This is a genomic window from Ruegeria sp. BG5 (assembly GCF_056538425.1).
In genome coordinates this window covers 77,512-103,211 of sequence record NZ_JBQFTC010000006.1, presented here as the reverse complement: position 1 = coordinate 103,211, position 25,700 = coordinate 77,512, and the positions used below count along the sequence as shown (strand labels likewise).

Genomic DNA, 25,700 nt, shown 5'->3' with positions numbered 1-25,700 from the left:
ATGCAAGCTGAGGAAAGCAATGAGAAGGAAGGATGCCGATGGCAACCAGCTACGAAGACCGGGTTCTGCGCGTACTGAGCTATATCCACGACAACCCCGCCGGGGATCTGTCACTGGACGCGCTGGCCGATGTCGCCGCCATGTCCCGGTTTCACTGGCACCGCGTGTTTCGCGCCCTGACCGGCGAGACCTGCGCGCAAGCCGTCCGGCGCCTGCGCTTGCACCGCGCGGCGACGTTGTTGGTGCGAACCGACACACCGGTGGCCCAGGTCGCGGCAACCGTTGGCTATCCCAACCCCAGCTCATTTGCGCGGGCCTTTACCGAGGCCTATGGCAGCAGCCCCGGTGCCTTTCGCAAGGCGGGGCAGTTTCTGCCGGCTCATCCCAACTTTAGAACCGGAGGATACCCGATGCATCCCGTGACAACCCGAACCGAACCCGCCCGCCGTGTGATCGCGCTGCCCCACAAGGGGGCCTATTCCGAAATTGGCAAGAGCTTCGAGGCCTTTGGTGCCTTGTGCGAATCCCGCCAGCTCTGGCCCCAGATCGGCCCGGTTCTGGCGCTGTATCTCGACAGCTCCGATGACGTGCCCGAGGATCAGTTGCGCAGCTATGCCGGGGCTGAATTCCGGGGCGATGAGACGCCCCAGGGCATGGAAGACATGCAAATTCCCGGCGGGAAGACTGCGGTGCTAACCTACAAAGGCCCCTATTCAGGTATCGAGGCCGCCTATCACAGCCTGTTCGGCAACTGGTTGCCCGAATCCGGCGAAGAGCCTGCGGATCAGCCATGCTATGAAATCTACCTCAACGATCCGCGCGAAACCCCGCCCGAAGAGTTGCTGACCGAGATCTGTCTTCCCCTGAAGTGATCAGCTTGGCCACAGGACCGGATACAGCGACGCGACCAGCAGTGCTGCCATGGTCCAATTGAAAACCAGTAACCGGCGCGGATTCGTCAGGAACCGCGCCATTTGCTGGCCCAGCAGGGTCCAGGTGCTGACCGACGGTAAATTGACCGCGCCGAACACCAGCGCGACGACAACGATCACGTTCAGTGTCTGATCCGGCGCATAGGCTGTGGTCGCGGTCAGTGCCATGGCCCAGGCTTTCGGGTTGACCCACTGAAACGCGGCGGCCTGCAGGAACGTCATTGGAGTGCCCACTTCGGCCTTTCCACCGGCGGGCGCGGCGTGTGCGATTTTCCAGGCCAGATACAGCAGATACGCCACCGAGGCGACTTTCAGCACCGTGTAGCTGGCCGGGTATTGGTTGAACACCTGCACCAGCCCCGCGCCGACAAGCAGGACCATGAAGGTAAAGCCAAGCCCGATTCCCAACATATGCGGGATCGAGCGGCGAAAGCCGAAATTGGCCCCTGACGCCATCAGCATCAGGTTATTCGGCCCCGGAGTGATCGAGGACACGAAGGCAAACACAATCAGGGCCAGAAGGATGTCGTAAGTCATGGCCCGAATATTTGCGCCAAAAGTGGCAAATGAAATTGCGTTTTGGTGCGCTTCTTGTTTATTTTCACAATTAATGACGAAGATGGATCAGATAAACCGCGATATATTGCGTGAGCTGACCGCAGATGGGCGGATCAGCAATCTGGAACTGGCGGATCGCGTGGGCCTGTCCCCCTCTGCCTGTCTGCGCCGGGTGCAGGAATTGGAAAGGGCAGGAGTGATCACCGGTTACCGCGCCGTTTTGGACCCCGTCGCGCTGGGCAAGGGGTTTGTGGCCTATATCGGCGTTGGGCTGGGCGAACATACCAAGGCCGCGCAGGAAGGGTTTGAACGGGCCTTGCAGCGCGCGCCCGAAGTGGTCGAATGCCACAACATCACCGGCACGATCGAATACCTGCTGCGCGTCGAATGCGCCGACCTTCCATCCTATAAGACCTTCCATACCGATGTGCTGGGAACGCTGCCCCATGTCACCTCGATCACGTCCTATGTGGTTATGGGGTCGCCCAAGGATTTGCGGGCCTGAGCGGCCACATTGTGAAGATTCACGCTCTTGCAGGGTAAAAATTCACATCCTAGTGTGACGTTAATGATGCCGTAGACCAAAATACCAAACAAACGCGGCGCACACAGGGAGATGATGATGAAACTCTTTCGTACAGGTGCGATTGCGGCAGCCGCCGTTTTGATCGCCGGGGCTGCTCTGGCGGCGCCGCTGAAACTGCAGCCTGCAAGCCCTCAGCCCAGTCCAAAGGCAGGGCTGGACGTCAAATACGCGTGGGAGGGGAACCCGCCGCGCAAAATCCAGAACCTGTCCAAAGTGGACTTTTTGCTGAAGAAGGCAAAGCCCGGTCAACCTTTGCGGGGATTGGACTATCGCGATACCTCCGAAGGCGATCCGGTTCTGACGTTCAACGAAGCCTATAACGTGGCGGCTGAAGTATCGGGCTACATCCGGTTCGACTCACCGGGTGTGTATGAACTGGAAACCTGGTCGAATGACGGCATCGACGCCTGGGTTGGCGGGCAACAGATCGGTTACGTCAACGGGCGTCAGGGCTGTGAGGCCAACCAAAGAACAGCGGTCGAGGTCCCACAAGCCGGGTGGTATCCGCTGAAGATCAAGTATTTCCAGAAATACGGCACATCCTGCCTGATGATGAAGTGGGGCAAGCAGGGTGATCGGTTCACCTGGACGCCAAACAACGTGTTTGGCCGGTAAAAAAAGGCGCCAGATCTGGCGCCTTTTTCAGTCTGGTCAGCCGTTGGCCGCGATCAGCTCGGCCTGTGCCACGATGACTTCGGCCTGTTTGATTGAAGCGATGTCGACAAGACGGCCTTTGTAAACTGTGGCCCCTTCGCCATTGGCCTTGGCCTGTTCCATCGCGGCCAGAATCTCGCGCGCTTCCGAAACAGCCTCATCCGACGGGGTGAAGACCTGATTGGCCAAAGCGATCTGTTTGGGGTGGATCGCCCATTTGCCAACCATGCCCAGCGTGGCCGAGCGTTTGGCCTGCGCGATATAGCCTTCGTCATCCGAGAAATCGCCGAACGGCCCGTCTACCGGCAGAACGCCGTGCGTGCGGCAGGCGGCGACGATGGCGGCCTGCGCCCAGTGCCACGGATCGGACCAGTGCTTTTCACCCTCGCGCAGCATGTAATAGTTTTCCTGCGTTCCGCCGATGCCAGTGGTCTGCATCCCCATCGAGGCTGCAAAATCCGCAGCACCAAGGCTCATGGCTTGCATACGGGGCGAGGACGCGGCGATTTCTTCGACATGGGCGATACCTGCAGCGGATTCGATAATCACTTCGAACGAGATCGGCTTGGTCCGGCCCTTGGCGCGCTCGATAGCAGCAACCAGCGCGTCCACGGCGTAGACATCTGCCGCGCAACCGACCTTGGGGATCATGATCTGGTCCAGCCGGTCGCCCGCCTGTTCCAGAACGTCAACGACATCGCGGTACCAATAGGGTGTGTCCAGCCCGTTGATCCGCACCGACATATACTTACCACCCCAGTCGATGGTGTTCAACGCTTCGATGACATTTGCGCGGGCGGCGTCCTTGTCAGATGGGGCAACCGAGTCCTCGAGGTCCAGATTGATCACGTCTGCGGCCGATGCTGCCATCTTGGGGAACAGCTTGGTGTTCGATCCGGGGCCGAACAATTGGCAGCGATTGGGGCGGGCCGGGGCGGCGGGTTGAATGCGGAAACTCATCGGGGCCTCTTGTGGGTAAGGAAATTGCGATTTTTCTCTCGATTGAGGTATTAAATTACGTAGATCAGCGCAAGCGGGATTGTGCGCCTGCGGCAATGCGCGTGCAGAAATCGCAGTTTCGACTGCGAAGTAAGGGTGATGAAAGTTTAATCAGTTTGAAAACTTCGAATATTTTTGCGCAGTCAGAGAACACGGCGCAAAAACCTCGCGTGCTGTGTGGGGTTAGGCGGTGAAAACGCGAAGCGCTCGTATTGGCGCTTGTCTACTTTGCGTCGGAATCAAAGGAGTGACCGCAATGATCGAGACACCGTACCTGCTGTTTTTGGGCGATGCGCCCGACCAACTGGCCGCCAAAGTTGCAATCGGAATCCGGGACTGGCGTCCCGAGAACGCCGTTGGCCAATTGCGGATGGACGGCTGCAAGGCCGACCTGGGCATGACCGACATGACGCTTGAAGAAGGCAAGGCCGCCGGTGCCAAGACCCTGGTTATTGGTGTTGCGAACCGTGGCGGCGTGATCAGCCAGGCCTGGAAAGAGGTTCTGATCGCTGCGCTGGAAATGGGCTATGATCTGGCGTCGGGCCTGCACAACCTGCTGCGGGACGAGGGTGATCTGGTTGCAGCGGCGCAGACTCATGGCTGCACATTGCACGACGTTCGCGTACCGACCGTCGGCTACCCGATCGCAAACGGCAAAAAGCGCAGCGGCAAGCGCTGCCTTGCCGTTGGAACCGACTGTTCTGCCGGTAAGATGTATACCGCCATGTCCATGGACGCCGAAATGCGCAACCGTGGCATGAAGTCGACATTCCGCGCCACTGGTCAGACCGGTATTCTGATCACCGGTCAGGGCGTGCCTCTGGACGCCGTCGTTGCAGACTTCATGGCAGGCTCGGTGGAATATCTGACGCCTGAGAATGATGAGGATCACTGGGATCACATCGAAGGGCAGGGCTCGTTGTTCCATGTCTCGTATTCCGGCGTCACCATGGCCCTGATCCACGGCGGCCAGCCGGATGCCCTGATCCTGTGCCATGAACCCACCCGGACGCATATGCGTGGTCTGCCCGAGTATTCTGTGCCGACGCTGCCGCAGCTGCGCGACACCGCATTGCCGCTGGCACGGGTTGCAAACCCGGACTGTCAGGTGGTCGGCGTGTCGATCAACACCCAGCACCTGAGCGAGGATGAAGCGAAGGCCTATATCGCCAAGGTTGAGGCCGAGATGGGCCTGCCCGCGACCGACCCGTACCGTTTTGGTGCCGGTAAACTGGTGGACGCGCTGGCCGCGCTGTGATCTGAACGGCGCGCCGGAGGCGGGTGTTGATCCGCCTCCGGCGGCCGTATTTTGAACGAGAAGAAGGAGCGTGCGCGTGCAGATTGACGTCTCTCGTGATGTTTTCCGGCTGGCGCAGGTGTTCACCATCTCGCGCGGGTCGCGGACCGAAGCAAAGGTGCTGACGGTACGGCTTTCGGATGGGGCGCATGAAGGCTGGGGCGAATGTGTGCCCTATGCGCGGTATGACGAGACGCTCGAGTCGGTTGAGGCCGAGATTGCCGGGCTGCCTGCGGAGTTCACGCGTCAAGCGCTGATGGACCTGCTGCCAGCCGGTGCTGCGCGGAACGCGGTGGATTGTGCGCTGTGGGATCTTGAGGCCAAGCGGGCGGGCAAGCGCGCCTGGGATCTGGCCGGGTTGCCGGTGCCGGGGCCTGAAATCACCGCTTATACCCTGTCGCTTGACACGCCCGAGGCGATGCAGAAGCAGGCGGCTGAGAATGCCTACCGCCCCCTGCTGAAGATCAAGTTGGGCACCCCGGACGACATGCCCCGTCTTGAAGCCGTGCGCGCGGGCGCGCCGGATGCCAAGATCATTGTGGATGCGAACGAAGGCTGGTCGGCTGAGGTTTACGCCGATCTGGCGCCGCATCTGGTGCGTCTGGGTGTGGCCCTGGTCGAGCAGCCTTTGCCCGCCGGACAGGATGACGCGCTGATCGGGATGGAGCGTCCGGTGCCTGTCTGTGCCGATGAATCCTGCCATGACCGGACCAGCCTGCCCAAGCTGAAGGGCAAGTATGATGTGGTCAACATCAAGCTCGACAAGACCGGCGGTCTGACCGAGGCGCTGGCCCTGCGCGAAGCGGCGCTGGCCGAGGGTTATCGCGTGATGGTCGGCTGCATGGTCGGAAGCTCGTTGGCGATGGCCCCTGCGACCTTGTTGGCGCAGGGTGCGATGGTAACGGACCTTGACGGCCCGCTGTTGTTGGCCGAAGACCGCGCGACACCGCTGACATTTGATGATGCCGGAGTGCACCCGCCCATGGCGGCACTTTGGGGCTAAGGAGAGATACATGACTCGCACCGTTTACGTGAATGGCGAATACCTGCCCGAGACCGAAGCCAAGGTTTCGATCTTTGACCGTGGTTATCTGTTTGCGGACGCCGTTTACGAAGTGACCAGCATTCTGGACGGCAAGCTGATCGATTTCGAGGGCCACGCCGTGCGCCTCAAGCGGTCCTTGGATGAGCTGGAGATGGCCGAGCCGTGCTCCAAGGAAGAGCTGCTGGAAATTCACCGCAAGCTGGTTGAATTGAACGGCATCGAGGAAGGTCTGGTTTACCTGCAGGTCAGCCGGGGTTCGGATGGCGACCGTGATTTTGTGTTCCCGTCGGCGGATACCAAACCCAGCCTCGTTCTGTTCACGCAGAACAAGCCGGGTCTGGCGGATAGCCCGGCGGCCAAGAAAGGTGCCAAGATCATCTCGATTGATGACCTGCGCTGGGGTCGTCGTGACATCAAGACCGTGCAGCTGCTCTACCCGTCGATGGGCAAGATGATGGCCAAGAAAGCGGGCTGCGACGATGCATGGCTGATCGAGGATGGCTATGTGACCGAAGGCACCAGCAACAACGCCTTTTTCGTCAAGAACGGCAAGATTGTCACCCGCCCGCTGTCGAACGACATCCTGCACGGCATCACCCGCAAGGCCGTGCTGCGTATGGCGGCTGAGGCGCAGATGGAAATCGAAGAGCGTCTGTTCACCATCGACGAGGCCAAAGAGGCGGACGAAGCCTTCACCACCTCGGCCAGCGCCTTTGTCATGCCGGTGATCGAGATTGACGGCGTCACTCTGGGCGACGGGACGCCCGGCCCGGTCGCCAAGCGTCTGCGCGAGATTTATCTGGACGAAAGCCGTAAAGCGGCGATCTAAAGAAAAGGCCCGCCAATCCGGCGGGCCTTATTCGTTTCGGGGGCGTCAGCCTTTCTTGGTGACGTTTTCCTCAAAGGCGACCTTGAAGGCGGCCTGTTTCTCGGGGCTGGCCTCGGTCTGGTAGTTGGCCTTCCACTCATCCATGGTCATGCCGTAGAAAATCTGACGGGCTTCGTCCTTGCCCATCTCGATGCCCTTTTCATTGGCCGCTTCCTGATACCAGCGCGACAGGCAATTTCGGCAGAAACCGGCCAGGTTCATCATGTCGATGTTTTGTACGTCCGTGCGGTCTTCCATCAGGTGCTGCTGCAACCGGCGGAAGGCGGCGGCCTGAAGTTCGATTTCGGTTTGCTTGTCCATAAGTCTGGCTCCGGGTGGTTCAGGTGCGTGTCCCACCTGACCTAGCGGTCCGGTGGCGATGTTTCAATAAACAGGATGTCAGACCAGTTTCAGGGCCAGCCATGGGATGATGCAGAAGATCAGGGTGAGGATCTTGTAGTTGGCGAGATACCGGAAATACGCCTGTTTCACATCCGCGCGGTCCATCTGGAACATCCGACCGTGAATACCGGCGATCCAGTCCTGCATCAGGACGATCAACATGGTGGTGAACAACAGAATGGCGATATTCAGCACCGCCATCCAGCCAAAGAAGCTTGTCAGGAACTCTTGAGTCATACCTGCCTCCTTTCCTTCATTATATGGGGAGCCAGGATCAGGAGTGGAATACCCGTTGAGGATCTGAGGCTAAAGGTCGCTTTCCTCCAGCGCATCCGTCAGGACAACTGCCAGCCGCTCGGCCCATTCCCGTTGCCCGACGTGATCTGCGATCAGATCATTGCGCAGCTCGATCAGGGCGTTGGGGCGGCCATGTGTTGTGCAATGCTTGTCAATCGCGTCACCGGGCAGGACCCCGGTATAGGGCTCGTTCACGCCGACGCACAGGTCGTCCTCGGCCCTTAACCGGTCGATCAACGGGCCCGCGAATCGCTTGTCCGGGGTGTGCAGCACGCCAATGTGCCAGGGCCGTGGGTCGCGGCCACGCAGTTGGCGGGTGAAGGAATGCATCGACACGACAACCGCATGGGGCAGGGCGGCCAACCGCCCAAGTGCCTCATGATACGGGCGGTAGCACATGTTCAGGCGACGCTCGCGCTCGGCCGCATCGGCGTGGCGGTTGCCCGGTATGATCGAGCCGTCGTACAGCTTCATCAGCAGGGTCGGGTCATCCTCACCCCGGTTCGGGTCGATCACCAGGCGCGAGAAATTGGCGGCGATCACCGGCGCATTCAGGATTTCGCCCAGATGTTTCGATACCTCATAGGCACCGACATCATAGGCGATGTGACGCTCCATATCTTCACGCGGCAGGCCGAGGTCGCCGTCACCCACATCGGGCGGAACGGTATTGGTTGCGTGGTCGCAGGTGATCAGCCAGCGGGACGGGCGATCCTCGCCGTGGATAAAGAACGGAGTGTACGTCATAAGCCTGTCATCAAGTTTGCCGCAGGTGTATGGCAGTTGCTTCGGAAAGGGAATTGCGCAATAAGCAGCCAAGGCAATGTTTGCGGTAACATTGCCCTAACACCGTGGGATTGAGGAGAGCAAGACCAATGCGACGCCTTAGAAATGTGAAAATTGTGGCGACGCTGGGACCGGCGTCCAACGACTATGATACCATTCGTGCCCTGCACGAGGCCGGGGCGGATGTGTTTCGCCTGAACATGAGCCACGGCAGCCATGACGAGATCCGCGAACGGCATCGCATTATCCGTCAGGTGGAAAAGGATCTGGACAGCCCGATTGCGATTCTGGCCGACTTGCAGGGCCCCAAACTGCGCGTCGGCGTATTTGCCAACGACGCTGAGGAACTGGAAGAGGGTGCCGCGTTCCGACTGGACCTTGACCCACAGGCCGGGGATGCGGCCCGTGTCTGCCTGCCGCACCCCGAGATTTTTGCCGCCCTCGAACCCGGTGCGCGGCTGCTGGTCAATGACGGAAAGATTCGCCTGATCGTCAATGATTGTGGGCAGGACTATGCCAATTGCACGGTTGAGATTGGTGGCACCATCTCGAACCGCAAAGGTGTGAACGTGCCTGACGTTGTGTTGCCGCTGGCCGCTTTGTCGGCCAAGGATCGCGACGATCTGGAATTTGTCTGCCAGCTGGGCGTCGATTGGCTGGCGCTGAGCTTTGTTCAGCGCGCCAAGGATGTGTTCGAGGCGCGCGCGCTGGCGGATGGCCGCGCCGCGATCCTGTCGAAGATCGAAAAGCCCGCCGCCGTGCAGGCCTTTGACGATATTCTGGATGCCTCGGACGGGATCATGGTCGCGCGTGGCGATCTGGGCGTGGAACTGCCGGTCTCGGCGGTGCCTCCGATCCAGAAACGTCTGGTGCGCAAGTGCCGCGGCGCTGCCAAGCCGGTCATCGTCGCCACTCAGATGCTGGAAAGCATGATCGAAAGCCCGATGCCCACCCGCGCCGAGGTTTCGGATGTGGCGACCGCGATCTATGAGGGGACGGACGCAATCATGCTGAGCGCGGAATCCGCCGCAGGCTCGTATCCGATCGAAGCGGTTCAGACCATGAACAAGGTCGCCATCGAGGTCGAGGCCGACCCGACCTATGTGCAGATCATTGCCGCCTCGCGCACGGCCAAGGGCACGACCGTTGCGGATGGCATTGTCGCAGCTGCCCGCGAAATCGCCGAGAAAACGGACATCAAGGCGATCTGCTGCTTTACCCAAAGTGGCACCACAGCCTCATTGACCGCGCGCGAGCGACCCGGTGTGCCGATCATTGCCATGACATCCCAAATGGGCACGGCGCGCAGGCTGTGCCTGAGCTGGGGCTGCAACTGCGTGATGACGCCCGAGTTGCAACGGTTCAAGGGGGCCGTGGTCAACGCCGCACGCGCCGCACGGGCCGGCGGGTTTGCAACGGAAAGCGACCAGATCGTCGTAACCGCCGGTGTGCCCTTTAACGTCCCCGGAACGACAAACATTCTGCGGGTTGCACCATGTGACGAACGGCTGATCTACAGCACCGATCCCGAATAAGCCCGATACAAATCAGCCCCTCAACCCGCCCCGCATCATGCCGGGCGGGCTTGTTTCACCACGCGAATATCGCTGATTTTTAAGCGAAATTTGACCGCTTGGGGCGAATTTTGCAGAATAGAATTCATTTTCTGATGGAAATTTCGGATAAAGACCCTAAGGGCAGTCAAATTCACAAGTTCCAAGTTCCGGCTGCTCTGCCGGGGGCACGGGCCCCGGATAACAACGAAAACGGAGGAACGAGATGACAGCGAAAATTGTCATAGGACTGGACGGGACAGAAACCGGAGAGCGCGCATTGGCCTTCGCCAAAGACCTGGCGGAACGGCTGAATACGTGCGAGCTTTTGGTCGCTTATGTGATCGAATGGTCCCCGTACACATTCCAAACCCCTGAAGAAAACGCACAACGCCACAAACGGCGCGAAGAAGAGGTCGAGCTGGCAACAACCCGCATCGTGACCCCTGCTGTGGACGCGTTGAATGCGGCCGGATTCCAGGCGCATGGCGTCGTGCGGCACGGAGACGTGGCCGAGACGCTGAACAAGATCACTGTCGAAAACGGCGGATCGCAGATTGTGGTTGGCCGCGCTTCGGCTGACGGCATCAAGAAGCGGCTGTTTGGCAGCGCCACGCAGAATCTGGTGATGCATGCCGACGTGCCAGTCACCGTTGTGAACTAAGGGGGTAGAAAATGAAAACCTTCAAATATCTCAGTCTTCTTGTCGTATCAATGCTGGTGGCAGGTGCGGCAACGGCCCAAGAGGCTCCGGGCCTGGACGACAAGATCAATCAGGCCTTCGCCGATGCGACCGGGCCGTTTGTCAGCTTTATCTTCGCGCCGTTCCCGGGAACCGGGTTCCCGTGGATCGTCGGCTGGCTGGTGGTCGCGGCGACCGTGTTCACGCTTTATTTTGCTTTTGTTCAGTTTCGGTTCTTCGGACACTCTATCAGCCTGGTCAAAGGCGACTATTCCGACCCAAACGATGCGGGTGAGGTCAGCCACTTTCAGGCTCTGGCCACAGCCCTGTCGGGTACGGTCGGTCTGGGCAACATCGCCGGTGTGGCCGTTGCCATTGGGATCGGCGGACCGGGCGCGACCTTCTGGATGATCGTCGCGGGCCTTTTGGGCATGGCGTCGAAATTCACCGAATGTACGCTGGGTGTAAAATACCGCAACGAATACGAAGACGGCACCGTTTCGGGTGGCCCGATGTACTATATGTCCAAGGGCTTTGCCGAACTGGGCCTGCCGGGTGGTAAGATTCTGGCGGTTCTGTTCTCGATCTTCTGTATCCTTGGCGCGCTGGGCGGGGGCAACATGTTCCAGGCCAATCAGGCGCATCAGCAGATTGCAGGCATCGTCGGGGACTATCCGGGCTGGATCACCGGTTTGGTCTTTGCGGCCATCGTTTTTGCGGTGATCGTGGGCGGCCTGAAATCCATCGCGCGCGTGACCGAAAAGGTCGTTCCCTTCATGGGTGTCATGTATGTGCTGGCCGCACTGGTCATCATCATCATGCACGCGGATCAGATCGGCTGGGCCTTTGGCCAGATCTTTGCTGGCGCCTTTACCGGCCTCGGTGTTGCCGGCGGCATGGTTGGCGCGCTGATTCAGGGCTTCCGCCGTGCGGCGTTCTCGAACGAAGCGGGCGTTGGTTCGGCTGCGATTGCACACTCGGCTGTGCGGACCAAGGAACCGATCACCGAAGGCTTCGTGTCGCTGCTTGAGCCTTTCATCGATACCGTTGTGATCTGCACCATGACGGCGCTGGTGATCATCATCACCCAGCAGCTGATCGTTGATCCGGCAACCGGAAACTACATGCTGAACGAGGCAGGCAATGCCATCGCAACCGTCGACGGCAACTCGGGCGTCAGCCTGACTTCGGCGGCCTTCGGCAGCGCGTTCAGCTGGTTCCCGTTCATCCTGGCGATTGCTGTGGTGCTGTTTGCCTTCTCGACCATGATCAGCTGGTCCTATTACGGCCTCAAGGCCTGGACCTATCTGTTCGGCGAAGGCCACACCAAGGAACTGGTGTTCAAGATCATCTTCTGCATCTTCGTGGTGATCGGTGCGGCGGCCAATCTTGGCCCGGTCATCGACTTCTCGGATGCGGCGATCTTTGCCATGGCGGTTGTGAACGTCTTTGCGCTGTACTTCCTGATGAAAGTGGTGCGTCAGGAACTGGCGTCCTATGCGGAACGTTTGAAAAGCGGCGAGATCCGCAAATTCGAACACTGACCCAAAGACCGGGGCGGCCTTTGTCGCCCCGGTACGTCGCCAGCCTGCGAAAATCGCAGATTCTGGGCCGAACCCCCTTGCCAGTATGACCGAACTTGCGTAAACGGCGCTTCTGATCGCGTGACCGGCCGAGATGGCATGCCGAGTCGCGTCTGAAACCGAACCCGAAAAAGGAGACGGAAATGCCTAAGATGAAGACCAAATCGAGCGCCAAAAAGCGCTTCAAGGTGACTGCGACCGGTAAGGTCCTTGCTGGCCAGGCCGGCAAACGGCACGGCATGATCAAGCGGACCAAGAAATTCATCCGCGACGCCCGTGGCAACACCACCCTGTCCGCCCCCGACGCCAAGATCGTCAAGGGCTACATGCCCTACGACCGCTAAGAGGAGATTAAGAGATGTCCCGCGTTAAAGGTGGAACCGTAACTCACGCCCGTCACAAGAAGGTCATCAAGGCCGCCAAAGGTTACTATGGCCGCCGCAAGAGCACCTTCAAGGTTGCCCGTCAGGCCGTAGACAAGGCCAACCAGTACGCAACCCGCGACCGCAAGAACCGCAAGCGCAACTTCCGCGCGCTGTGGATCCAGCGTATCAACGCTGCTGTGCGTAGCCATGACGAGGCTCTGACATATTCCCGCTTCATCAACGGCCTGAACCTGGCCGGTATCGAAGTGGACCGCAAAGTTCTGGCCGATCTGGCCGTGCACGAACCGGAAGCGTTCGGCGCGATCGTCGCCAAAGCTCAGGCCGCTCTGACTGCCTGATCCTCTGAAAAGAGACAGTGAAAGAAGGGCCGTCCCGTTTGGGGCGGCTTTTTTTGTTCGTGTACGCAATGTTCTATATTGTCAAATTTTGAGCTGTGCGATTTGAAGCGCTACTATTTTTGTTTGACTCCAATTGCCATCGCCCGCCACAATTGCCCTGTATTTTATGTTCTGAGATTGAGTAATCTGCCATGGTTGATCCTGCTACTGCCGCAATCGCAATAAAAACAATTTCTTCTGCCGTTGGGTTGGTGGATAAAGTATATGATACGTGGGCTAAGTTTCGTGCGACCGGGGAGGTTGATAATAGCCCGCCTCGAGAGCACTATGAAAAGATTGAGACATCTGCCTCAGGTGACGCGCTGGTTCACACGACCAATGGGCAGGTGGCTAAGGAGATAACCCGCGAGGAATTGGCTGAAGTTCTAACAAGGCAGGAATTGACAGTCCTCGAAGCCATTGAAAAGAAAATGGAAATGTTGGTGTCAAAATGGTCGCAAATAACAGCTAAATTCGAGACGCTTACTCCCGCACAGCAGGGAGTAAGTAAAATTGAGCTTGATGACATTTGCGCTGATTTGTCGAAATGCCTAGGTCAGGTGATGCAGTTGTTGGAAAACATCGGTTTCATTTTGCAGGATCATTATGGCGACGTAAAGATGATCGCGGCATCACGTTGAAGCTTAACTGTTTCCCTAATAATTTGGCGATGCGTGTATCCGACATCACTGCCATATGAAACAGCTTTTACGTAGATTTTTCCGATAACATATTTGCAGTTACGTAACAGTTGAACTTTTTGCGATTGGCAAATTCTATCCTCTTACTCCGAAACGAGGATGCGAGCTTTAGTCTCGATGACTGTCGATAGTTCGACAAGGGAAAACCGGCGCAATTTGCGCCGGCTTTAATGTATGTAGAGAGCAGTGAGCCTTGAAACAAACTACCCAAACACACGTCCCAGCGCGCCATCGACCGCGTCGGTGATCTGATCGATGTCATCCGCAGTCGCGATCAGCGCGGGCGAGAAGCACAGGGTGTTGTTGCGGCTCGGGATCGAGCGGTTGGTGACGCCAATGATCACTCCCTGTGCCATGCAGTCAGCGACAACGGCCTGAGCCAGCTTCTCGTCCACCGGCTCTTTCGATCCACGATCCGCGACCAATTCAGCGCCTAGGAACAGGCCCTTGCCGCGCACGTCGCCGATGACTTTATGCTTTTCCATTAGTGCCTGAAGGTTGCCCATCATCCGGTCGCCCATGGCAGAACAGTTGCCCAGCAGGTTCTCATCCTGAATGATCCGCATGTTCTCGATTGCGGCCGCCGGACCCGCAGTGCAGCCACCAAAGGTCGAGATATCGCGGAAGTAGTTCATCGGGTCCGAGGCATCATCTTTGAACATATCAAAGACTTCCTCGGTAGTGACCATGCAGGCAATCGCCGCATAGCCTGAGGCGACACCCTTTGCCATGGTTACGAAGTCCGGCTTGATGCCATATTGTTGATAGCCGAACCAGGTGCCGGTGCGGCCCACGCCGCAGACCACCTCATCGATGTGCAGCAGCACGTCGTATTTCTTGCAGATTTCCTGCACGCGCGGCCAGTAGCCCTCGGGCGCTTCGATCACGCCGCCTCCAGCGGTTACCGGCTCAAGGCACAGGGCACCCACTGTGTCGGGACCTTCGCGCAGAATGACCTCTTCGATCTGATTGGCAGCCCATTCGCCGAAATTCTCTTCGGGCGCGCCATCCAACTCATGCTTGCGGTATTCCATGCAATGGGGCACACGCACGAAGTCGGGTGCGAAAGGACCGTATTGCGCCGTACGTTCGTCCTGACCGCCCGCCGACATGGTTGCCAGGGTCGAGCCGTGATAGTCGCGATCGCGATACAAGATTTTGGTCTTCTTGCCGCCATAACGCTTGTGGGCGATCTGACGAACTATCTTGAAGGCTTTCTCGTTCGCTTCCGAGCCCGAGTTGGTGTAATATACGCGGCTCATGCCGGGCATCTTGTCGATCAGGTTTTCGGCAAAGATCGACCCGGGAATCGAGCCCGCCGAGTTCGCGAAATAGCACAGCTTCATCAGCTGATCGTAAACCGCTTTCGCGATGGACTCGCGGCCATAGCCGACGTTGACTGTCCAGACCCCGCCTGAAACAGCGTCCAAGTGTTCTTTACCCTTCTGATCCCAGACACGCATGCCTTTGCCCTCGACAATGATGCGTGGATCACTTGTTTCCAGTGGCTTATGCTGGAACAGGTGATGCCAGATATGGGCGCGGTCGGCTTCGACGACGCGGGAGAGATCGTTTTCGTTGAACGTGCCGTCCATGACATGTCCTTTCAATGAAGTGCTTCGCGCGGGACACAGGCGTCCACGCCCGTTCGGTTGTTTGAGATGCTCTAGATCACCGCGAATGGCCAGTTTGAGATAGGGCCAGATCATATCATACCTTATTGCCAGACGGGATCGGTGTCGTAGTTTTACGGATTTGTCAGGATGGCGACTTTGTGATCAAGTCGCCCAAACGGTTTATGGGGAGATAGCCGATGTCAGCCAGCATCTATGACGATCATCTGGACAAGTGCCGTGCGAATTACACGCCCTTGTCACCGCTGAGCTTTATTGAGCGCACCGCGCAGGTTTATCCCGACTACCCCTCGGTCGTGTATGGCGACCGGCGCTATACATGGGTCGAAACCTATGCACGTTGCCGCCGTCTGGCGGGTGCGCTGTCCGCGCGGGGGATCGGGCGCGGGGATACCGTGTCGATCATCGCGGCCAATATCCCCGAGCTTTACGAGGCGCATTTTGCCATCCCCATGGCTGGTGCGGTTCTGAACGCGATCAATACGCGGCTGGATGCGGCCATCATCGCCTTCATCCTAAACCATGCCGAGGCGAAGGTGCTGCTGGTCGATCCTGAATTCTCGGCTGTGGTCAAAGAGGCGTTGCAGCAGGTCGATCACGATCTACTGGTCGTGGACATTGAAGACCCAAGTTTCGATGGCGGCACGCGGCTGAGCGATCTGACCTTTGACGCGCTGCTGTCCGAAGGCGACCCGGAATTCGACTGGTCTCTGCCAGCCGATGAATGGGATGCGATCACGCTGAACTACACCTCGGGCACGACGGGCAACCCGAAAGGCGTCGTCTACCATCACCGGGGGGCGGCGCTGAACGCGCAGTCGGACCTGCTGGACTGGGATATGCCCAAGCATTCGGTCTATCTTTGGACCCTGCCGATGTTTCACTGCAACGGCTGGTGCTTCCCTTGGGCGATGGCGGCCAATGCAGGTGTTTCGGTCTGCTTGCGCGCGGTTCGGGCCGAACCGATTTATGCCGCCTTCCGCGACGAGAAAGTAACTCATTTCTGTGGCGCACCGATTGTGCTGAACATGCTGGCCCACGCGCCGGATCATCTGAAGGACTTCGAGCACCAGATCAAGGTGATGACCGCAGGTGCCCCGCCGCCCGCCGCCGTGATCGAAGCGATGGAGGCGATGGGCGTCGAGGTGACTCATGTCTACGGTCTGACTGAAACCTACGGCCCCTCGGTCGTCTGTGCGTGGAAAGAGGAATGGAATGACAAAAGCCCCGAGGATCGCGCGGTTCTGAAAGTGCGGCAAGGGGTGCGCTATACCGCGCTGTCCGGGCTGATGGTTGCCGACCCCGATAGCTTGCAGCCGGTGCCTTCTGATGGCGAGACGATGGGTGAGATATTCATGCAGGGCAACGTGGTGATGAAGGGGTATCTGAAAAATCCCGACGCCACCGACGCGGCTTTCAACGGCGGATGGTTTGCCTCGGGCGATTTGGGGGTGATGCATCCGGATGGCTATATCGCCATCAAGGACCGGTCCAAGGATATCATCATTTCGGGGGGCGAAAATATCTCGTCCGTCGAAGTGGAAGGCATCCTGTACAAGCATCCGGCGGTGATGGAGGCCGCCGTGGTGGCCCGCCCCGATGACAAATGGGGCGAAACGCCGTGTGCCTTTGTGGAACTCAAACCCGACACATCCGCGACCGAGGTCGAGTTGATTGCGTTCTGCCGGGACAACATGGCCCATTTCAAAGCGCCCAAGACAGTGGTGTTCGGCGCATTGCCCAAGACATCCACCGGCAAGATCCAGAAATTCGTATTGCGGGATCAGGCGCGCACGTTGGGTTAGGCTTTGTCGAAAATCGACAGGTCCAGTTCCAACAGCTCTCCCATCCAAAACGCATGGTCGCGGTGATCGGCCAGGTGATCTCCGGTTTCGGGATGGGTGAATACGGTCAGGCCTTGCCGGTTGAGCATCAGCCACGGGATGACCTGATCGAATGCGTCGGCGGCAAAGCCCAACTGGCAACTCCAGCGGGGGTGCGGGCCAACATTGCGGGCGTGCATGCGGCCCTTCTGCACGGGGAACAGGCGCTCGGCCTCTTCGCAGATGCGCTGGGCGGTGTCTTGCGTCTGCGCGTCGAAATAGACATGCGCGTGATAGCCGGTGATCTCGGACATTGGGACCTCGTTCTTGGCGGATTGCGTCAAGGTATGAGCGCGCCGAGAGGATTGATACCCGTACGCGCACACAGAATATGTGCGCTATGTTTCGGGCTGGTGCTGGTCCGGGTGCGCGGGCTGAAAAGCCGGAAGGGTTGCGCACGCGGCCTCGACATCCAGCAGGCGTGGCATATCCGACAGATCCACCTGCCAGCGGCGCGCGTTGTATAGCTGTGGGATCAGGCACAGATCGGCCAGCCCGGGCCGGGATCCGGTGCAGTAGGGGGCTTGCTGGAACCCGCCCAGCAGAGCCTCAAACGCCAGCAGACCAGGCCGGATAAATCGTTTCATCCAATCGCCCGGCATACCGTCGATGCCGCCGCTGAGTTGCGTGGCATACTGTGCCACGGACAGGTTGCAGACCGGATGAATATCGATGGCAATGCTGTGCGCCAATGCTTGCGCCTTGGCACGCTCGGCCGGGTCGTCAGGCAAGAGGCGCAGCCCACGGGTCTGATCCAGATACTCGATAATGGCCAGTGACTGGGTCAGACGTGCGCCATCGATCTCGAGCACAGGTACAAGCCCTTGCGGGTTGCGGGCCAGATGGGTGTCCGAGCGCTGCTCGGCGCTGGTCAGATCAACCGAAACGGCGCGGTAGGCTATCCCAGCGAGGTTCAGGGCGATCCGCACCCGGTAACTGGCCGAGGACCGCCAGTAGTCATAAAGAACAGTGCCAGTCACGCGGATCCCCCAATAAGCGGCTTGTCAGGCCCCTTTGAGCGTTGCCGCCCGAATTGCCTGCGACAGCACTGTGCCATCACCGATATGATTGGCCAAGACCAACACCAGCCGTGCATTCAGCGCGTCGCTGGCTGCCTTGTCCAGACCGTCATGGGCGGCCAGAAGATCGGCATAGAACGCATCCGGGTCGTCAAGGTTCGGGGTCAGGGTTACATCCGTCATCTTGCTTACTCCTTACCACAGGCGCGGCGAATGGCCTGCCGGAATGCGTTTTCTTCGAAACTGTCGCGGCGCGCAGCGATGTGCTGATCGGGGCGGATCAGATAAACCGCGCCGGTCGCATTGCCCAGAAAGGCGCGTTTCAGCGCCAGCGACGGATCGTCTTTGACCGACAGTGCCAGACGCGTGACCTCGATCCCGTCTACTTCGAGTGTCTCGGGCGCTTCGGCATCAATCGTCAGCAGAGTGAATCCGTCGGTTAGTTTTGGCAGCAAGAACTCATCGCCCAACGGCACATCCGGACAGGCAGAGCCCGGACGGGTAAGCGCTGGCCCATCCAACGCATCGGCCGAGTTCAGCGCGGACCCGTCATAAGTGCACGGCTGGCTCAAACGGCCTGAATTCACCAGCGGGCGTGCGAAGTCATAGACCTCGCTCAGGTCCAGCACGGCATCGCGCAACAGGCGGGACATGTCGGACTTGGGCGTGATGAATTCCGTGGACTGGCTGGATTTGCGCAGGTTTTCATCAGCGCCCTGCGCCCGTTCACCAACATAGCTGTCCAGCAGGGTTTCGGGGGCCTTGCCGTCCATCACAAGTTTCAGTTTCCAGCACAGGTTGTCGATATCCTGAATGCCGGAATTGGCGCCCATCGCGCCAAACGGGCTGACTTGATGCGCGCTGTCACCGGCAAACAGAACCCGATCTTTGCGGAAACTCTCCATCCGGCGGCACTGGAACGTGTAGATCGAGACCCATTCAAGCTGAAATTTAACGTCATCCCCCAACATCGCCTTCAGGCGTGGGATCACGTTTTCGGGGCGTTTTTCTGTTTCGGGATCAATGTCGTTGCCCAATTGCAGATCGATCCGCCAGACATTGTCTGGCTGCTTGTGCAACAGTGCGGATTGGCCCCGGTTGAACGGTGGGTCAAACCAGAACCAACGCTCGGACGGGAAATCAGCCTCCATGATCACATCGGCGATCAGGAAGTTATCCTCGAACACGCGCCCGTCGAAATCGATGCCCAGCATCTGCCGGGTCGGAGATTTGGCCCCGTCGCAGGCAATCAGCCAGTCGGCCTCGACAACATAGGGGCCTTCGGGCGTTGCGACTTCCAGCCGGACGTGATCGTCATGGGTGCCAATGGCCTCGACCTTGTTGCCGCCCCGCAGGTCGATCGGCGCGCCGCTGGCCTGCAGGTCGCGCACGCGCGCCACAAGGAACTCTTCCAGATAATATTGCTGCAGGTTGATAAAGGCGGGGTTGGCCGCGCCTTTTTCGGGTTGGACGTCGAAGGTATAAACCTCGCGCGTGTCAAAGAAGACCTTGCCCTGATCCCATTGCACGCCCTTGTCCAAAATCGGGCGCGCACATCCCAGCCGGTTGGCGATATCCAGGGTGCGCTGCGAGAAACAGATGGCGCGGCTGCCGAAACTGACCTTGTCGTTTTCGTCCAGAACAACAACTTCGACGCCATGTTGCGCCAGATCGATGGCGGCGGCCAACCCGACCGGACCCGCCCCGATCACGATAACCTTGTGACGGGTCGGAACAGCGGAATCCTGGTCCGAACTGCGCTCATAGGCATAAAGCGGAAAGTCGAATATCTTGTTCATGGGCAACCCCCAATCCTGATCTGTCGATGACCCGCGCCGTGACTGTTGCTGGCGGGTATTGGGGGCATCGTCTCATCGATTCTGGTGGCGCAAAACGATCTGGATCAAATGCGGCGGAATGCCCCGGGTCGTGTCGCGAGGTCCCGCGCCGAGTTGCCGGTGGCGCATGTCGGACGCCTCCGGCGGGAGTATTTTTGAAAAGATGAAGCCTGCAGCGTTATGTTTTGTAAGGGTTTTCCAGAGCGGGCAGAACGGTGCCGGTGCAATCCCCGAAGCCGATTGTGAACCCGTCCCCCTTGGCGCTGCCTTTCAAAGTCAGCGTGTCGCCGTCTTCGATAAAGGATCGGGTTTCTCCGGTGTCCAGCGTCATGGGCTCTTTTCCGCCCCAGCTTAGCTCCAGCAGCGAGCCGCGATTTTCCTTTTCGGGGCCCGAGATCGTGCCGGATCCCAGCAGATCACCTGTGTTCATCGGGCAGCCCGAGGTCGTGTGATGCGCCAGTTGCTGCGCGGCGGAGTAGTACATTTCGTTATAGTTGGTCCGCGCGATGGTGGTTGCGGTCTGACCTTCGGGCGCAAGCGTGACCTCAAGATCCAGATCGTACAGCATCGGGCCGCAGTCCTTCAGGTGATCCAGCAGTTCGAACTCGCGCTCCGGCGTGTCGCATCGGAATGGTTCCAGCGCGGCTTTGGTGACAATCCATGGGCTGATCGAGGTGGCCGTGGCCTTGGCCTGAAAGGGACCGAGGGGCTGATACTCCCACGCCTGAATATCGCGCGCCGACCAGTCGTTCAGCAGGACGTAGCCGAAGATATGATCATCCGCCTGCTGGACCGAGATCGGGCCGTCGGACGGGGTGCCGACGATGGCGCCCATCTCGAGCTCGATATCAAAGAGGCGGCTGGGCAGGAAAGCGGGCAACTCCTGATCGGGGGATTTCAACTGGCCCCACGGGCGACGTATGTCTGTGCCCGAGACCACCACGGATGAAGCACGGCCGTTATACCCGATGGGCAGGTGCAGCCAGTTCGGCGGCAGCGCGTTTTCCGGCCCCCGGAACATGGTGCCGACGTTGAAGGCGTGGTGGCGGCCCGCGTAGAAATCGGTGTATTCGCTGACTGCGAAGGGCATATGCAGTTCAGCGTCGGCCTGTGCGACCAGCAGCGGTTCGACGACGCCCTGTTCCTGTGAACCCTCGGACAACAAATCCACCAGACGGTTACGCAGCGCGGTCCAGACAGCGGGGCCTTGTTCCATCAAAGGGTTCCAAAAGGGTAGGTCGAACAGAGGTTCATCGCTCAACGCGATCAGCCCTTCGTGTTCGGCCGTTGTGATGTCGAAGATCATATCGCCGATAGCAACACCGCAGCGGGGCTCCTCATCGCTGGCGGAAAACACCCCATAGGGCAGGTTGTTCAGCGGAAACGGGTGGGACGGATCGTTGGCCGAAGTCACCCAGGATTTCATCAATGGCATGTTGTCTCCAAATATCTGACCCGAAACCGGGTTACTTCTTGCCCGGCGTTCCGTCGAATTTCTTTTCCAGCGAGGTCCAGCAGTCGATGTAATCATCCTGCAATGGGGCCTCTTTGGCTGCAAACTCGGTCAGATGCTGCGGGAAGCGTGTTTCGAACATGAAGGACATGGTGTGATCCAGCTTGTCCGGCCCCAGATTGGCGTTCGAGGCTTTGTCGAATGCCTCGCGATCCGGTCCGTGCGGGATCATCATGTTGTGCAGGCTCATCCCGCCGGGGACGAAGCCCTGTGGTTTGGCGTCGTACTGGCCGTAGATGTTGCCCATAAGCTCTGACATGATGTTCTTGTGGTACCAGGGCGGGCGAAACGTATCTTCGGCCACCATCCAGCGTTCGCGGAACAGGACAAAGTCGATATTCGCCGTACCGGGCTGGCCTGATGGCGCAGTCAGGATGGTAAAGATCGAAGGGTCCGGGTGGTCAAACAGGATGGCACCAACCGGGCAGTAGGTACGCAGATCGTATTTGTAGGGCGCGTAATTGCCATGCCACGCGACCACGTCCAGCGGGCTGTGGCCGATCTTAGTTGTATGGAACTGCCCGCACCATTTGATGGTCACGGTCGAGGGTGTTTCACGATCCTCAAACGCAGCGACCGGAGCTTTGAAGTCGCGCGGATTGGCCATGCAGTTGGCCCCGATTGGCCCGCGCCCCGGTAGTTCGAACTTTTGCCCATAGTTTTCGCACACAAAGCCGCGTGCCGGGCCCTCCAGAACCTCGACCCGGTACAGCAGGCCGCGCGGCAGGATGGCGATTTCCTTGGGCTCCAGATCGATGATCCCCAATTCGGTCGCAAAGCGCAGGCGGCCTTCCTGCGGCACCACCAAAAGCTCGGAATCAGCCGAGAAGAAATATTCATCCACCATCGACTCGGTCACCAGATAGATATGGCTGGCCATGCCGACCTGAGTGTTCACGTCCCCGGCGGTGGTCATCGTGTGCATCCCGGTCAACCAGGTCAGGCCCTGTTCAGAATGCGGAACCGGGTCCCAGCGGTACTGGCCCAGGCTGATCACATCAGGATCGATGCAGGGGGCCGATTTCCAGTACGGCAGGTCAATCTTCTCGTACCGGTGCGAGTGTTTGACCGATGGCCGAATGCGGTAGCACCACGTCCGCTCGGGCGGGTTGGCGGTGAAGGCGGTGCCGCTGAGCTGCTCGCCATAAAGGCCATAATTGCAGCGCTGCGGGCTGTTCATGCCCTGGGGCAGCGCGTCGGGCAGTGCCTCGGTCTCAAAGTCGTTTCCAAAGCCGGGCATATAGCCCGAATGGGTGCCAACCGGCGTGCTGGCCTGGGTCAGGCGGTGTGGATCAGTCGGACGATTCATCGCGTGTTCCTCCGTTTGCTGCTTGTCGGATAATAGTTGATTTTGTAACTAACAAGAATGACAAACGATGATTTCAGCAAAAAAGATGCCTTTGATCTGCAGAATTTCCTGCCCTTCCTGTTGAATCAGGCGGCTGAGGAGGCCTCGTTGGATTTTCAGAAGATCTACATGGGTCGGTATGGGATGCTGCGCACCGAATGGCGGGTTCTGTTTCACTTGGGAATGTTTGGCACTTTGACCGCCAAGGACATCGGGGATCGCGCCAAGCTGCATAAAACCAAGATCAGCCGCGCCGTTGGGAAACTGGAAGCACGGCGTTATCTGAAACGGACGCGGGATGAACAGGACAGGCGTGTGGAATGGCTGACGCTGACGCCGATGGGCGAAACGGTATATCGCGAACTCAGCGGTGTTGCCCGGGAATACGATGCCAGGCTGGCCGGCCCCTTCGATGCGGCCGAGACCGCCCTGTTGCGTAAAATGCTCAGGCGTCTGGCCGGAATGGATTGACCTCTGGTACTATCGCATGACCGACCCCATCTGTGGCACAGAGCTAACACGGATTTTCATATGACCATTTCTGAACGCCTGTCGCCAGCGACATACGAATTGATCGACTGGCTTGTCACAAAGGGCCTTGAAGGGGCCGGACAGGAAGAACTGCTTGAAGGGTTTTGCAATGGGTTGATCGATCAGGGCCTGCCCCTTATGCGCTTTCATGCGGCCCAGTCGACACTGCACCCTGTCTATGGCGGGATGGGGTATAGCTGGTATCGCGCCAAGGGCGGCACATCCGAGAAGTTCGAGAACTCGGATACCCCCAGCGAAGAATGGCTGCGCAGCCCCTTATACGCCCTGCTGGAAGAGGATATCGAGGACATTCGCGTTCGGCTGGTCGATCAGAACGAACCCAGCCGTTTCCCGTTGCTGAATGATCTGCGGGAAGAGGGTGCGACGGACTACTACGCAACCGGCATTCCCTTTGAAAAGACCGAGATGCGGAACACCGGGGCGCAGAAGGTCAGTGATGGCGTGTTGATGTCCTGGACCAGTGACGCGCCAACCGGGTTCGAAGACAGGGATATCGAACATCTTCACGCGATATTGCCGCATCTAGGGCTGGCGCTGAAATCCGCCAGAAATCAAATGATGTCGCGGGACCTGCTGCGTGTTTATCTGGGACGCGACGCGGGTCAGCGGGTCTTGTCGGGCGAAATCCGGCGCGGGTCCCTGCAGCAGATCGATGCGGTAATCTGGAACTTTGACCTTGAAGGCTTCACCACCTTGTCCGAGGACCTGCCGGGAACCGAGATTATCGACATGCTGAACGACTATCTGGCCGTGGCGGTCAGTGTTGTGCATGACTGCGGCGGCAATATTCTGAAGTTCATGGGCGACGGGCTGATGGCGATGTTCGATGTCGGCGAGATTGACGAAGACGCCCGTGCGGCGCTGTCAGCCGTGCCTTTGTTGCAAAAGCGGATGGATGATTTGAAGGCGCGCCGTGCCGAGGAAGGGTTGCCCGTGGCGAATTACACACTGGCGTTGCATTCCGGAGAGATTCTCTATGGCAATATCGGCTCGGAAACCCGTCTGGATTTTACGGTGATCGGCCCGGCCGTCAATCAGGCGGCGCGTATCGCCGGAATGCACAGGTCGCTGGGGCAGCGGATCCTGATCTCGGACGATGTCGCCCGCGCGGCGGGGTCCTGCCAGCAGGAACTGATCTCGGTCGGGCGCTACATGCTGCGGGGCGTGAACGAACCGAAAGAGCTGTTCACGGTTTATGTGCCATGAAAGTGAGACACATTTTTATGTGTTGAGATTTGGTCACAGGATAAGAACCCGAAACTCTGAACGCACGCGAATGCCGGAGACATGCATAGGTGTCGTTGATTTCTTGCTTTGCATGCGCGTAATGTATTGTTTAGCAGCCCCAAACGTCCAAAATGTTAATGCGATATTGGTTAGGGGATAGCTGTCGATACTTTTTCGACTTTCTCAATGGATACTTTCCTGATTTGCTGAGACGTTTAGACAGATGGCCGAAAACAGCAAAAATCCTATTTCATCAGTGGTCAAAACTGTCGATCAGATAGACCGTGCGATAAAGCTCAGTGCACAGCGCATAGTGGAAAAAGGTTCTTTTGAAGGCAAAAAATCTCTGATGGATTTGATGCATTCACGGGAAGAAATGGAGCGTGATCTGAAAACAGCGGCGTTAGGGGTGGCCCTGTGCGTCGGAAAGATAGAAAAAAATGACACCCTGGACGCTATGGAGACAGCTATTTCTAAAGCCCAAGAGACAGTGGAGGAGATAAAAGCGCATGCGAGTAACATCCAAAGCGCTTCTGAGCGGTTATTGCGGGACGTTCAAATGCAGATCCGACCGATGCATCGCGAAGCGCTGTTTCGCTTGTTTGTGAGCCCGACAGGCGCCGTATTGAGCGAGCGCAGATTCACCGAAACGCAATTGGCTAAAAATGTAAATGGACCGCTTCTTTCGGGTTTGCGAAAACGAAACTTGATTGAAGTTTTAACGTCGAGCCACAGCGGTACTAAAGAGATTGTCGTTCGTTTAACCGATCGGGGTAGAGATGCAATCAAAGGCTCTTTCGGAAGGCTTATGCGTGTGCTTTGGCGAATTTGGGTGTTCACCAGTGGAAAAACCCTGGCTTTTTTATTGGGTGTTATGAGTGCAATCGCCGTATCTATTATTGCTGATCCAATAACTGAAATTTTACGTAATCGACTATTTTGAGGGCTTAGTTCTCACCCGGGTGTTTTTTTCCGGTTTG

Annotated in this window: 28 protein-coding genes; 16 read left to right on the top strand and 12 right to left on the bottom strand. The window is 58.4% G+C overall.

Annotated features, from left to right (window positions below; genetic code table 11):
- Positions 1-38: 38 nt before the first annotated feature.
- Complete coding sequence (locus ACR0KX_RS16895) at positions 39-872, top strand: AraC family transcriptional regulator (protein WP_170520085.1); 834 nt, start codon at positions 39-41, stop codon at positions 870-872.
- On the opposite strand, the gene ACR0KX_RS16890 is transcribed toward ACR0KX_RS16895, so the two are convergent.
- Positions 873-1,469, bottom strand: a complete 597-nt coding sequence (locus ACR0KX_RS16890; RefSeq protein WP_170454818.1) for a LysE family translocator — start codon at positions 1,467-1,469, stop codon at positions 873-875.
- Positions 1,470-1,542: 73 nt separating this feature from the next.
- On the opposite strand from ACR0KX_RS16890, the gene ACR0KX_RS16885 reads away from it, so the two are divergent.
- The gene (locus tag ACR0KX_RS16885) at positions 1,543-1,995 is read left to right on the top strand and encodes an Lrp/AsnC family transcriptional regulator (protein WP_170454816.1); all 453 of its coding nucleotides are present in this window, start codon (positions 1,543-1,545) and stop codon (positions 1,993-1,995) included.
- A gap of 117 nt (positions 1,996-2,112) precedes the next feature.
- On the top strand, positions 2,113-2,691 hold the full coding sequence (locus ACR0KX_RS16880) for a PA14 domain-containing protein (protein WP_170454814.1): 579 nt from the start codon (positions 2,113-2,115) through the stop codon (positions 2,689-2,691).
- Between the two features lie 36 nt (positions 2,692-2,727).
- Here the strand turns inward: ACR0KX_RS16880 and ACR0KX_RS16875 are convergent, their stop codons facing one another.
- Positions 2,728-3,690 carry an L-malyl-CoA/beta-methylmalyl-CoA lyase gene (locus ACR0KX_RS16875; RefSeq protein WP_480708618.1) on the bottom strand — a complete coding sequence of 321 codons (963 nt, stop codon included), beginning with the start codon at positions 3,688-3,690 and terminating at the stop codon, positions 2,728-2,730.
- Positions 3,691-3,985: 295 nt separating this feature from the next.
- Here ACR0KX_RS16875 and dgcN point away from each other — a divergent pair, with 295 nt between their 5' ends.
- The 3 genes from dgcN to ACR0KX_RS16860 all read left to right on the top strand — a co-directional run bounded on the left by dgcN (position 3,986) and on the right by ACR0KX_RS16860 (position 6,900).
- Complete coding sequence (gene dgcN, locus ACR0KX_RS16870) at positions 3,986-4,987, top strand: N-acetyltransferase DgcN (RefSeq protein WP_170454810.1); 1,002 nt, start codon at positions 3,986-3,988, stop codon at positions 4,985-4,987.
- A gap of 76 nt (positions 4,988-5,063) precedes the next feature.
- The gene (gene dgcA, locus ACR0KX_RS16865; RefSeq protein WP_480708617.1) at positions 5,064-6,029 is read left to right on the top strand and encodes an N-acetyl-D-Glu racemase DgcA; all 966 of its coding nucleotides are present in this window, start codon (positions 5,064-5,066) and stop codon (positions 6,027-6,029) included.
- A gap of 10 nt (positions 6,030-6,039) precedes the next feature.
- Positions 6,040-6,900, top strand: a complete 861-nt coding sequence (locus tag ACR0KX_RS16860; protein ID WP_170520102.1) for a D-amino-acid transaminase — start codon at positions 6,040-6,042, stop codon at positions 6,898-6,900.
- A gap of 45 nt (positions 6,901-6,945) precedes the next feature.
- On the opposite strand, the gene ACR0KX_RS16855 is transcribed toward ACR0KX_RS16860, so the two are convergent.
- The 3 genes from ACR0KX_RS16855 to ACR0KX_RS16845 form a co-directional block, all read right to left on the bottom strand.
- Positions 6,946-7,260, bottom strand: a complete 315-nt coding sequence (locus tag ACR0KX_RS16855) for a DUF1244 domain-containing protein (protein ID WP_480585224.1) — start codon at positions 7,258-7,260, stop codon at positions 6,946-6,948.
- Between the two features lie 78 nt (positions 7,261-7,338).
- Positions 7,339-7,578 (bottom strand): DUF6868 family protein, encoded by a 240-nt coding sequence (locus ACR0KX_RS16850; RefSeq protein WP_480708616.1) that lies wholly within the window; start codon positions 7,576-7,578, stop codon positions 7,339-7,341.
- A gap of 69 nt (positions 7,579-7,647) precedes the next feature.
- Positions 7,648-8,385 (bottom strand): N-formylglutamate amidohydrolase, encoded by a 738-nt coding sequence (locus ACR0KX_RS16845; RefSeq protein ID WP_170624315.1) that lies wholly within the window; start codon positions 8,383-8,385, stop codon positions 7,648-7,650.
- 128 nt (positions 8,386-8,513) lie between these two features.
- Here ACR0KX_RS16845 and pyk point away from each other — a divergent pair, with 128 nt between their 5' ends.
- From pyk to ACR0KX_RS16815, 6 genes are all read left to right on the top strand, one after another.
- Positions 8,514-9,959, top strand: coding sequence for a pyruvate kinase (pyk, locus tag ACR0KX_RS16840; RefSeq protein WP_170520116.1), 1,446 nt, complete (start codon positions 8,514-8,516; stop codon positions 9,957-9,959).
- A 244-nt stretch (positions 9,960-10,203) separates the two neighbouring features.
- Positions 10,204-10,641, top strand: a complete 438-nt coding sequence (locus ACR0KX_RS16835) for a universal stress protein (protein WP_170454796.1) — start codon at positions 10,204-10,206, stop codon at positions 10,639-10,641.
- An 11-nt stretch (positions 10,642-10,652) separates the two neighbouring features.
- Positions 10,653-12,203, top strand: a complete 1,551-nt coding sequence (locus tag ACR0KX_RS16830) for an alanine/glycine:cation symporter family protein (RefSeq protein ID WP_170520119.1) — start codon at positions 10,653-10,655, stop codon at positions 12,201-12,203.
- A 182-nt stretch (positions 12,204-12,385) separates the two neighbouring features.
- Positions 12,386-12,586, top strand: a complete 201-nt coding sequence (gene rpmI / locus ACR0KX_RS16825) for a 50S ribosomal protein L35 (protein WP_010443552.1) — start codon at positions 12,386-12,388, stop codon at positions 12,584-12,586.
- 14 nt (positions 12,587-12,600) lie between these two features.
- On the top strand, positions 12,601-12,966 hold the full coding sequence (rplT, locus tag ACR0KX_RS16820; protein ID WP_152457001.1) for a 50S ribosomal protein L20: 366 nt from the start codon (positions 12,601-12,603) through the stop codon (positions 12,964-12,966).
- Positions 12,967-13,157: 191 nt separating this feature from the next.
- Entirely contained in the window at positions 13,158-13,646 is a 489-nt protein-coding gene (locus ACR0KX_RS16815) for a hypothetical protein (protein WP_170624313.1), read from the top strand.
- A gap of 263 nt (positions 13,647-13,909) precedes the next feature.
- Here the strand turns inward: ACR0KX_RS16815 and ACR0KX_RS16810 are convergent, their stop codons facing one another.
- Complete coding sequence (locus ACR0KX_RS16810; protein WP_170624311.1) at positions 13,910-15,301, bottom strand: aminotransferase class III-fold pyridoxal phosphate-dependent enzyme; 1,392 nt, start codon at positions 15,299-15,301, stop codon at positions 13,910-13,912.
- Between the two features lie 218 nt (positions 15,302-15,519).
- Between ACR0KX_RS16810 and ACR0KX_RS16805 the strand changes: the two genes are divergently transcribed.
- Positions 15,520-17,145: an acyl-CoA synthetase gene (locus tag ACR0KX_RS16805; RefSeq protein WP_480708615.1), complete on the top strand. Its 1,626-nt coding sequence runs from the start codon at positions 15,520-15,522 to the stop codon at positions 17,143-17,145.
- Here the strand turns inward: ACR0KX_RS16805 and ACR0KX_RS16800 are convergent.
- From ACR0KX_RS16800 to hmgA, 6 genes are all read right to left on the bottom strand, one after another.
- A complete protein-coding gene (locus tag ACR0KX_RS16800; RefSeq protein WP_480708614.1) occupies positions 17,142-17,477 on the bottom strand; it encodes a DOPA 4,5-dioxygenase family protein in 336 nt (111 codons plus the stop codon). The genes ACR0KX_RS16805 and ACR0KX_RS16800 overlap by 4 nt on opposite strands.
- Positions 17,478-17,561: 84 nt before the next feature.
- Positions 17,562-18,203: a maleylacetoacetate isomerase gene (maiA, locus tag ACR0KX_RS16795; protein ID WP_480708613.1), complete on the bottom strand. Its 642-nt coding sequence runs from the start codon at positions 18,201-18,203 to the stop codon at positions 17,562-17,564.
- A 24-nt stretch (positions 18,204-18,227) separates the two neighbouring features.
- Positions 18,228-18,425 carry a DUF2783 domain-containing protein gene (locus ACR0KX_RS16790; RefSeq protein ID WP_480708612.1) on the bottom strand — a complete coding sequence of 66 codons (198 nt, stop codon included), beginning with the start codon at positions 18,423-18,425 and terminating at the stop codon, positions 18,228-18,230.
- Positions 18,426-18,430: 5 nt separating this feature from the next.
- On the bottom strand, positions 18,431-20,041 hold the full coding sequence (locus tag ACR0KX_RS16785) for an FAD-dependent oxidoreductase (RefSeq protein ID WP_480708611.1): 1,611 nt from the start codon (positions 20,039-20,041) through the stop codon (positions 18,431-18,433).
- Between the two features lie 217 nt (positions 20,042-20,258).
- Positions 20,259-21,515 (bottom strand): fumarylacetoacetase, encoded by a 1,257-nt coding sequence (gene fahA / locus ACR0KX_RS16780; RefSeq protein ID WP_170624304.1) that lies wholly within the window; start codon positions 21,513-21,515, stop codon positions 20,259-20,261.
- 31 nt (positions 21,516-21,546) lie between these two features.
- Positions 21,547-22,902, bottom strand: a complete 1,356-nt coding sequence (gene hmgA, locus ACR0KX_RS16775) for a homogentisate 1,2-dioxygenase (RefSeq protein ID WP_170624302.1) — start codon at positions 22,900-22,902, stop codon at positions 21,547-21,549.
- A 57-nt stretch (positions 22,903-22,959) separates the two neighbouring features.
- On the opposite strand from hmgA, the gene ACR0KX_RS16770 reads away from it, so the two are divergent.
- The 3 genes from ACR0KX_RS16770 to ACR0KX_RS16760 all read left to right on the top strand — a co-directional run bounded on the left by ACR0KX_RS16770 (position 22,960) and on the right by ACR0KX_RS16760 (position 25,663).
- Positions 22,960-23,412, top strand: coding sequence for a MarR family winged helix-turn-helix transcriptional regulator (locus ACR0KX_RS16770; RefSeq protein WP_170624300.1), 453 nt, complete (start codon positions 22,960-22,962; stop codon positions 23,410-23,412).
- A 60-nt stretch (positions 23,413-23,472) separates the two neighbouring features.
- Positions 23,473-24,699 carry an adenylate/guanylate cyclase domain-containing protein gene (locus ACR0KX_RS16765; RefSeq protein WP_170624298.1) on the top strand — a complete coding sequence of 409 codons (1,227 nt, stop codon included), beginning with the start codon at positions 23,473-23,475 and terminating at the stop codon, positions 24,697-24,699.
- A 244-nt stretch (positions 24,700-24,943) separates the two neighbouring features.
- Positions 24,944-25,663: a hypothetical protein gene (locus ACR0KX_RS16760; protein ID WP_170633938.1), complete on the top strand. Its 720-nt coding sequence runs from the start codon at positions 24,944-24,946 to the stop codon at positions 25,661-25,663.
- Positions 25,664-25,700: the final 37 nt, after the last annotated feature.